Here is a 1,060-nt window from a genome sequence, read left to right as displayed (position 1 = left end):
CAGATTCCAGAATAAAGTTCTAGAAAATTATTCTATCTTCACGGAGCACCCACATGAGCCCTTCTGCAACCGCCCCGGCGCCGGGCCTGGCCCTGTACCCGCACCTGCTGGCCCCGCTCGACCTGGGCTTCACCACCCTCAAGAACCGCGTGCTCATGGGTTCCATGCACACGGGCCTGGAAGACGGGCGGGATCTGCGCAAGTTGGCGGCCTACTTCCGCGAGCGCGCCGAGGGGCAGGTGGGCCTGATCGTCACCGGCGGCTTTGCGCCCAACATTGCCGGCTGGGCCAAGCCGTTCGCCGGCACGCTGAGCACCTCGGGCGCGGCCAAGCGCCACCGCGTGGTGACCGACGCGGTGCACGGCGCGGGCGGCAAGATCGCGCTGCAAATCCTGCACACCGGGCGCTACGCCTACCACCCGCTGGCCGTGGCGCCCTCGCGTCTGCAGTCGCCGATTTCGCCGTTCACGCCGTTTGCGCTGTCAACGGCCGGGGTGGAGCGGCAGATTCGCGCTTTTGTGAACTGCGCCGTGCGCGCCCGCGAAGCGGGTTACGACGGGGTCGAGATCATGGGCTCCGAGGGCTACTTCATCAACCAGTTCCTGTCGCAAACCACCAACCTGCGCCAGGACGCCTGGGGCGGCGACTACAGCCAGCGCATGCGCCTGCCGATCGAAATTCTGGCGCGCACGCGCGCAGCCGTGGGCCAGGACTTCATCCTGATCTACCGCCTCTCGATGATCGACCTGGTGCCCGGCGGCAGCGCCTGGGACGAGATCGTCACCCTGGGCAAGGCCGTGGCGCAGGGTGGTGCCAGCATCGTCAACACCGGCATCGGCTGGCACGAGGCGCGTGTTCCAACCATAGCCACCAGCGTGCCGCGCGCCGCCTTTGCCTGGGTCACGCGCAAGATGAAGCAGGAGTTTGCGGCCGCCGGCATTGCCACGCCGCTGGTCGCCTCCAACCGCATCAACACACCCGAAGTGGCCGAGCAAGTGCTGGCCGACGGCAGCGCCGACATGGTCTCGATGGCGCGCCCGCTGCTGGCCGACCCGGCCTT

At 67.7% G+C, this 1,060-nt stretch carries 1 protein-coding gene; it reads left to right on the top strand.

What is annotated here, in order from left to right; all coding sequences use genetic code 11:
- Nucleotides 1-53: 53 nt before the first annotated feature.
- On the top strand, nt 54-1,060 hold a 1,007-nt coding region (locus QZH66_RS16795; RefSeq protein ID WP_305806997.1), incomplete at its 3' end, for a 2,4-dienoyl-CoA reductase FMN-binding domain-containing protein.

Source organism: Stenotrophomonas sp. YIM B06876 (assembly GCF_030711595.1).
Taxonomy (GTDB): domain Bacteria; phylum Pseudomonadota; class Gammaproteobacteria; order Xanthomonadales; family Xanthomonadaceae; genus Stenotrophomonas.
Note: the sequence above shows the minus strand (reverse complement) of the source record. Positions and strands in the feature narration are given on the sequence as shown.